7 protein-coding genes are annotated in these 8,398 nt (G+C 35.3%); 5 read left to right on the top strand and 2 right to left on the bottom strand.

Annotation, left to right across the window (positions count from 1 at the left end):
• Nucleotides 1-98: 98 nt before the first annotated feature.
• From C6H08_RS00795 to C6H08_RS00785, 3 genes are all read left to right on the top strand, one after another.
• On the top strand, nt 99-2,534 hold the full coding sequence (locus tag C6H08_RS00795; RefSeq protein WP_233708407.1) for a TonB-dependent receptor: 2,436 nt from the start codon (nt 99-101) through the stop codon (nt 2,532-2,534).
• 132 nt (nt 2,535-2,666) lie between these two features.
• On the top strand, nt 2,667-3,239 hold the full coding sequence (locus C6H08_RS00790) for a YceI family protein (RefSeq protein ID WP_034563697.1): 573 nt from the start codon (nt 2,667-2,669) through the stop codon (nt 3,237-3,239).
• Nucleotides 3,240-3,381: 142 nt separating this feature from the next.
• Entirely contained in the window at nt 3,382-4,104 is a 723-nt protein-coding gene (locus C6H08_RS00785; RefSeq protein ID WP_034563695.1) for a CoA-binding protein, read from the top strand.
• 369 nt (nt 4,105-4,473) lie between these two features.
• On the opposite strand, the gene ffh is transcribed toward C6H08_RS00785, so the two are convergent.
• Nucleotides 4,474-5,805: a signal recognition particle protein gene (gene ffh, locus C6H08_RS00780; RefSeq protein ID WP_034563691.1), complete on the bottom strand. Its 1,332-nt coding sequence runs from the start codon at nt 5,803-5,805 to the stop codon at nt 4,474-4,476.
• A 143-nt stretch (nt 5,806-5,948) separates the two neighbouring features.
• On the opposite strand from ffh, the gene ubiE reads away from it, so the two are divergent.
• Nucleotides 5,949-6,692 carry a bifunctional demethylmenaquinone methyltransferase/2-methoxy-6-polyprenyl-1,4-benzoquinol methylase UbiE gene (ubiE, locus tag C6H08_RS00775; protein ID WP_052092816.1) on the top strand — a complete coding sequence of 248 codons (744 nt, stop codon included), beginning with the start codon at nt 5,949-5,951 and terminating at the stop codon, nt 6,690-6,692.
• Nucleotides 6,692-7,309 (top strand): recombination protein RecO, encoded by a 618-nt coding sequence (gene recO / locus C6H08_RS00770; protein ID WP_034579260.1) that lies wholly within the window; start codon nt 6,692-6,694, stop codon nt 7,307-7,309. The genes ubiE and recO overlap by 1 nt, the downstream gene beginning before the upstream one ends.
• 14 nt (nt 7,310-7,323) lie before the next feature.
• Here the strand turns inward: recO and C6H08_RS00765 are convergent, their stop codons facing one another.
• Entirely contained in the window at nt 7,324-8,016 is a 693-nt protein-coding gene (locus C6H08_RS00765) for a hypothetical protein (RefSeq protein ID WP_233708406.1), read from the bottom strand.
• Between the last annotated feature and the right edge of the window lie 382 nt (nt 8,017-8,398).

The following is an 8,398-nucleotide window of genomic DNA, read 5'->3' as shown; positions in this document are numbered from 1 at the left end:
CTATAATAATACCTTTTTAATTTTATTAATAAAGGTAAGGCTCTATGTTTTCTTACACCTATATATATAAAAAAGATAACAAAGAAAATACTTTTTCTATGCAACTTAACCCTAAGGCTATCACAGCAAAAAATAATGATGATACACCATTTTCTTCATATTCTTCAAGGCTAGATTTTACTCAAATAGGTTCTATTAAAGAATATTTCATTAAAAACAGATTCAGTAAAAAGTTGCTATATGTAAGTATATTTTGTGCTTATACCTTACTTTTTATGGAATCTTTATTTGCAGATAGCCTAGATATTACGGATAATACGACTTCAAAAGATTCTAACACAAAGCATTATCAAGCAAAAGCGGCAACCGTTACAGCGACAAGAATCCCAACGACAATTACTGAAGCCCCCGGCAATGTCAGCATAATAGATAAGGAATCTATCAAAATGCGACCAAATAGTAAGATTAGCGATACTTTGCGTGGTATAGAGGGTTTGCGTCAAAGCAAAAGTCGCGGCATGGATACATTTGATGGGGTTACTATTCGGGGCGTTAGTAGTGGGGCTACGATTATGCTTGATGGTGTGATTCTAAATGATATGGATAATAATACAAAAATGATAACCGCGATGAATGCCGATGATTTAGAGCAAGTGGAAGTGATACGCGGTCCATTCTCAAATCTCTATGGTAGCGGGGCGTTGAGTGGGGCTATAAACTTCGTTACCGCTATGCCCAATAAGTTTGAATTGAAAGCAAATATAGGCTATGGGAATCCTTTTGTGCCAAATACCGCTCAAGAGAATCTCGTGCGTGGTTATCTCTCAATCGGTGATACCTTTTTTGATAATAAGCTAAAGCTTAAGGCAAGTTATGGTTTCACCACCACAGATGGTTACGCAGCAGATAGTGCGTGGGTGTATAAAGGCGATACCATTCTTAATAATGGCGTAACAGGTGGCATACCAAGTAAGAATCCACAAGGCACAGATATTGTAATAATAGGGGATATGGGAAAGCAAAAGTATCAAACACATGACTTAAAACTCAAAGCTCAATATGATTTAACAGAATCTATTACGCTAGATTCTGGACTTATGTTTAACTACTATGGCTATACACATGAAGACCATACGACTTTCTTGCGTAAGAATGGAGAAGAATACTGGGGGGATAATAGCAATACTTGCAGCAATGGTAGTTGTAGTGGTGGGAATAATGCAAACCGCCCTATGCCTATGTATGCTGGACGCGGTATAGGACAAGAGAGATTTACTCAAAATATCTTTTATGTAGGATATAAGCAATACTTTGATGATATATTGCTTAGTGCGAGATACTCACGCATTGATGGCTGGAGAGATTTTAATAATCCAGATGGTGGGGCAAGTGGTGAAACAAATGCAAATACTACACTTACAGGCGGACCCGGTTCACAAACTAAAGATAGATTCCAAACGAATAATTTAGATATTTTTACAAATATCCCTATCTTTGATGTAGGACAGAATTTGCTGATAGGATTCCAAGCAAGGCAGCTAAGTATGGACGAGTCTGTCTTTAACCTTAATGATTGGACAAATTATTCTAGCAATGGCAGCAACTATGTCAATACCAAAGAGAAAAAAGGTGGCAAAAGCCTTATGAGTGGTGTTTTTATAGAGCTTAGAAGCGAGTGGAATAAATATTTAAGCACGACTTTGGGTTTACGATATGACTACTGGCTAGGGTATGACTACTATACAAAAACTAACTCGCAAGTAACAAACAACTCAAAGCATAAGATTTCTCCAAAAGCAACACTCAATTACTATATAAATGATACAAGCACACTAAAAGCTTCTGTTGGACAAGGATTTCGCGCACCAACGCTTAGCCAAATGTTTAGCACATATAAAACAAATAATGGTATCACAACCATTGGGAATCCAAACCTAAAACCAGAGAGTGCCACAAGCTTTGATATAGGCTTTGAACAAAAGCTTAGTTTTTCTCAATATCAAGGCTTAGTAAAAGCATATTATTTTAATACTTTTATGAGTGATGTTATCTATAATCATTTAGAAGGTAATACTAATTACTTAAAAAATGGTGGATTAGCCCTTATTAATGGCTTAGAGCTATCCTACAAACAGAATCTCCCCTATAATCTCTCACTACTTTTTACCTACACCTTTACAAATTCAGACATGCTAAGAAATCCAGCGGATAAAAGCATAGAAGGTAAAAAACTCACAGGCATACCAGAGCATTTAGGTTACGCACAGATTGCCTATGATGATTCTGTATTTTTTGGGAGTTTTGGTATTGAAATGATGAGTAAGCCTTTTAGCAGAGCGGATAATAAGGATACAATCGGTGGTGTATATAGTGCGACTGATGGCTATGTGCTGGGTGATGTGAGAGTTGGTTATAGATTCTTAAAGCATTATGAAGTTGCCTTTAATGCCACAAATATTTTTAATCAAAAGTATTTTAGCTATTACAGGGCACCGGGTGCTGCATTCTTTATACAGGCTGGTGCTACTTTTTAATAATATTTTGTCGTATTTGTAACGATATTTAGAATCTAGAAACGAAGTAATATTGTTTCTTTATCATATTTACCTTATAGGAATATAATCATTCTTAGTCTTAAAGACTGAATAATATTGAAAGGACTATGTATGAGAAAAATTGTGCTTAGTGCTATTGTGGCAAGTTCGTTGGCTATTGTTGGTATGCAGGCTGCACCATATAAGATTGATGTGAGTCATTCAGCGATTAACTTTAAGATAGGACACATGGTTGTAGCAAATGTGAATGGGAATTTTGCGAAATTTAGTGGCAATGTGGATATTGATCCAAAAGCAAAAACGCTAACAAAACTTAATGGTGAAATCGACATTACTTCTATCAACACAAGAAATGAGGAAAGAGATGGGCATTTGCTAGGTGCGGAATACTTTGATGCGTGGGTATATCCAAAAGGCATGCTTAAAGCGACAAAAATCACAAAAGCTAAAAATGGCATTCGTGTTGAGGCAGATTTGACACTTCGAGGTGTAACAAAAAAGGTAATTTTCACAGGTGAGCTAAAGGGACCAGCACAGCACCCTATGCTTAAAAAAGAGATTTTTGGGCTTACCCTGCAGGCTACAATTAATCGTAAGGATTTTAATATCGGCAAAGATACTTCAGGTGCTACAATGGGCGAGAGTGTAGATATTTCTATCAACTTAGAGCTTCATCCGCAATAAATTCACATAGAATCTGGTATGCAATAAAGCACAAAGGATTACAACCACTTCCTTTGTGTGCTATCTAGCATGAGTTTTCATATAACATTTTGCCCGAGATTATTTGCTTAAAATTATATGAAAACTCATAAAAGGGGATAGTATGGATAATAAAACTACGCATTTAAGCAATGAGATAAAAAGAGAGATTCTGCAAAATGCTAAAACCATAATGATAGTAGGCTTAAGCCCAGATACAAGTAAGCCAAGCTATCATGTCGCCTCATTTCTCTTAGAAAAGGGCTATGATATAATCCCAATTTACCCAAAAGGTGGCGAGATTTTAGGCAAAAAGGCTTTCGCTTCGCTTAAAGAAGCATATATAGATATGGCTAGAAAAGGTGTGAAATGCGATATTATCGACATTTTTAGAAAAAGCGAGGCATTACCTTTGGTTGTAAGTGAGATTTGTGAAATATGGGGATTAGAATCTAGCATGAAAGATTCTTGTGCTAGACAAAGTGAAATAGCTAGAGATTTAGATTCTAATTATAACGATCAGCATTCAGTCGTTAAACTAGGGAAACTAGATTCTATAAATTTTGCACCCCAAAGCCCTGCACCCACCCAAATGGTAGAGAATCTAGACTCTAATAGTCATCATATTAAGCGTAGTGAAATATCTAATACAGAATCTAAAAAAGATTTTTCGCCTATGGCTCAAAATGACAAGATTCTAGAAACTTTTAATGCAAACAACCCTTGTATATGGGTGCAACTTGGATTGCACAATACAGAAGCAGCTAAAATCGCAAGGCAACATGGATTGCTTTATGAAGAAGATAGCTGCATTAAATTAGAATATATGAGAATCTTTAGTAAATAAATTAAACACTTGTAGATTCTAGAACATTCTTTATTTGCAATATTATTTTCTTGTGTATATGTGAGTTTATCTGCCTAATATAACGATTATTTATAAATGCAAAATTCACATTATTGATTTTGAGTAGTATTTTTTTTGTGGAATATATGCAATTACTGCGTATAGAATCCATTGATTTTCCATCTTATTTCATACCAAAAGCACATGCGAAATCTTTACTTTCAAAATAATGTGAAATTATACAATATGCTTTATACCCTATTTTTTCAACATGCAAGAGTGGTATTTCTACCACAAGTTACTAAGGCTAACTAACGAAATCCCAACCCCACAAATTCTCTTGCTAAGATTCTATTAAAAGATGAAAAACTAACGCGGTATTTGATTTTGTGAAAGCATACCTAAAAGACTTTGTATTCCGCCTTTTTGGCTAAGTTTCTTTGCAAATTTACTTGCTTGGTCAAATTGCTTTAATACACGATTAATATCGCTTACTTGCAATCCGCTACCAAGTGCTATACGCTTTCGTCTTGAGCCATTTAAAAGGTCTGGGTTTTCTCTTTCTTTTGGTGTCATGGAATTTACCATTGCGCGGATTATCTTAATCTCTTCGGAGTTATCTAAATCCACATCTTTGAGTGATTTTGCCATATTACCCATGCCCGGAATCATTGACATGAGAGAGCTTACTGAACCCATCTTTTTGACATTTTCAATTTGATTGAGAAAGTCTGTAAAGGTAAAAGTCCCCTTTTTAATCTTTTTATGAATATCTTTTGCTTCTTTTGGATTGATAACACTTGCTGTTTTTTCTGCAAGACTTGTTAAATCCCCTGCACCCATAAGCCTTGATACAATCCTATCAGGCATAAATAAATCAAGGTCAGCAATCTTTTCTCCCATACCCATAAAACGCAAGGGAATGCCGATTTGATACGCAATGGAGAGTGCGATACCACCTTTTGAATCACTATCAAACTTACTTAAAATCACACCGCTAATACCTATCTTTTCATGGAAAGTTTGTGCCGTTCTCACACCATCTTGCCCACTTAGAGAATCTGCAACATAGAAAGTATCATGCGGATTTATCGCTTTTTTAATCTCAGCTAATTCACTCATTAAAGACTCATCAATTGCTAATCGCCCTGCCGTATCATAAATCACAACATCAAATAGCCCATCTTGTGCGTATTTCATCGCCTCTTTTGCCACACTAACAGGATTATTAGATTCTGAGTGAAACACCTCTGTCTCAATCTGTTCTCCCAATGTCTTCAACTGCGTAACTGCAGCTAATCTCTGCAAATCACAAGGCACAAGCAAAACCTTCTTATTTCGTGCTTTTAGATAGTTTGCAAGTTTTGCACAAGTCGTTGTTTTACCGCTACCTTGCAAACCACTCATAAGGATATTTGTCGGCGGCTTTTGTGCGTAAGTAAAGCCATAAACTCCACTCACTTCCAAAATCTCTAAAAGAGACTGACTAAGCGCGTTTAAAAAGCTATCCCTACCTATGCCATTTGCCTTTGTTTTATCCTTTGTTTTTTGCAGAATCTCTTTAGTTGTTTTATGATATACATCATTTTTTAATAGGGCTTTTTTTAATTCATCTAGGGCTTTATCGAGTGCTTTTTCATCATCACTGAATCTAATCTTATTAATCGCCCCACGAAAGCCATTGCTCAAAGTCTCAAACATATTTATCCTTTTTATAGCACATTATTTATATACAAAGCCAGAATTATAACAAAAATTTACATAAAACCAAATTATAGCTATCCAATAAACTTCATATAAAAACATGCTAAAATTACAAAAAGATTCTAAAAAGGCAAAGTGATATGAATAATAAACAAGAACTCAATATAAAACAAGATTCAAAGCAAGATGAAATAATAAACATGTTTAATGACATTGCAAAAACCTATGATACAACCAATCGCGTTATGAGTATGGGGATTGATATAAGTTGGCGTAAGGAAGCATGCAAAGAAGCTTTTCAAATCCTTAATAAGCAAAAGCTAGACATTGCAGATATAGCTTGTGGCACGGGCGATATGATGCTGCATTGGGAGCAATCTAGCAAGGATTTAGGCATAGAGATAGCAAGTATTGAGGGCATTGATCCATCAAGTGGTATGCTAGACCAAGCTAGAGAAAAGATTCCGCATGGAGTGTTTAAAGTAGCACAAGCAAATAATTTACCTTTAGAATCTTGTAGCAAAGATATTATATCCATTGCCTATGGTTTGCGTAATGTTGTGGAGAGAGAAGCAGCATTAAAGGAATTTTACAGAGTGTTGCGTCCAAATGGTGTGCTTGTGATTTTAGAATTTACCACGCCAAATAAACATAATGTATTCTCAAAACTCATGCAATTTTATACAAAAAATATTTTGCCAATTGTAGGTGGGCTTATCTCTCGTAATTTTAAGGCATATCGTTATTTGCCAGATTCTATTGATAGATTCGTTACGCGTGAGGGCTTAGAATCTGAGCTTTTAGCATGTGGTATGCCAATACTCTTTGCAAAAAGTTATAGTGCTAATGTCTCATCTCTACTCATCGCACAAAAGCAAGAGTAATGCAGGGCTTTATCCTTAAAATCACCAAAAGCATTAGAGAAGATGTGATTGTAAAAGTGCTGACACAAGGGCATTATCACACACTTTATAGATTCTATGGAGCAAGGCATAATATCCTTTATACAGGGCGAAAAATCGATTTTGAGATAGAGTATCAAGGGGTGCATATACCAAAGTTACGCAATTTGACACATTTGCCAAAGCCCTATGAAGTTGAGTTAGATAAGGTGTATGTATGGCAGCAGTTTTGTGCCTTGCTTGATAGGCATTTACATGAGACAAAGCAGATAGAATCTTTTTATTTTGAGTTAATGGAGCATAGCGTTATGTTGCTACACAGGCAGAATGCAAGGCGGCTTATTTGCAGTATGTATGCAAGTTTGCTTGAGTTTGAAGGCAGACTTTACAGAGAGGATAGCTGCTTTGCGTGTGGGGCTTTATTGCATGAGTTTGTAGCCCTTACGCGTGGATTTCTCTTTGCATGTCCTAGCTGTGTTACAAGTCCCATTATTATGTCAAAGCAGCTTATGCTTGACTTTTATGAGACAAAGAGTCTCATCAATATCGATGATATAAACTGCGATAGAATCTATGAGGTTGTATTGCAGGGGTTGTAGCCTAAAATTCCTTGCTAATTTTTTGATAACTTCACAAGGAAACGATATATCTCACTTCCAGCACTTACTTGTATATACATATCCCCAGCTTTTAGATTCTTATATGGGATAAGTATAAAACCACCTTTAACATCATTTTTTCGTAGTGTATTTTTACGCAAATAATGTGAGATTAAAAATTTCCTTGCATTAAAAGATTCAAGTTGCATATTATAAAAATTCGCCCTTGCAAATGAATAATCATAGAATCTATATGCCATAAAAAAGCCATTATCAAACATAAAAGGCATAGGATGGATATGGTAGGCATTCATACTAAAAAAGGGATCACTAACTCTTAGATTTGGGGGTGTAGTCTCTATGCCATAGTCATATAGGGCTTGAGAGAGACTGAAATTAGAGCGTGATAGGGCTTGAAAGCTATATGGTTTTATGGTCTTCTCATTCAGCACAATGGAGATATTTTCAGTGCTAAATTGTAAAATCTCATCACTAAGATTTTCTAAAGCGACATACAATATTAAAGGCACATTATCAAAGCCACCGATTGTCTCTTGTGCAATTTCAATTTGAATCTTACTTTTTTCCTGCTTATCCTGCATGATGGCTACGCCATTATTATAGCTTGCTATCTTATCTGGCTTAACCACAAGTGAAGAACACGCCATAAAACACAAACTCACGCAACATAAAAAAACTAGTCTCATATACATAAAGATCCTTAACTTTTTAGTGTAAATGATAGCATATTAGAGAATAAAAGAAGTAATATGCTCTAGCATTCATATAAAATGTGCTATATATTTCTTGCGTTTTTATATTTATGAATTTGTGGTTTGAGCTTAAAATCTTGAATAAAATCCAAACTTATGTAGTGCAAAACTGCGGTTAAACTTTTTAGATTATGTTTAATGTGAGCAGGTTGCAGACAAGGTAGCATAACTATTTGGAGTCTAGTTACAATTTTTCTCATCATTTTCTCCGACCTAATAGGTTGTATAATTTTAGCAATATGGGCAACTTAACATAAACTTATGGAAATATAAGCAAAAAGTCTGTATTGTTTTGTATTCTAAAAATAGTAAAAGT

The organism is Helicobacter bilis, from assembly GCF_900198365.1.
GTDB lineage: Bacteria > Campylobacterota > Campylobacteria > Campylobacterales > Helicobacteraceae > Helicobacter_A > Helicobacter_A bilis_B.
The sequence above is the reverse complement of the archived record's forward strand: the minus strand, read 5'-3'. Positions and strand labels throughout refer to the sequence as shown.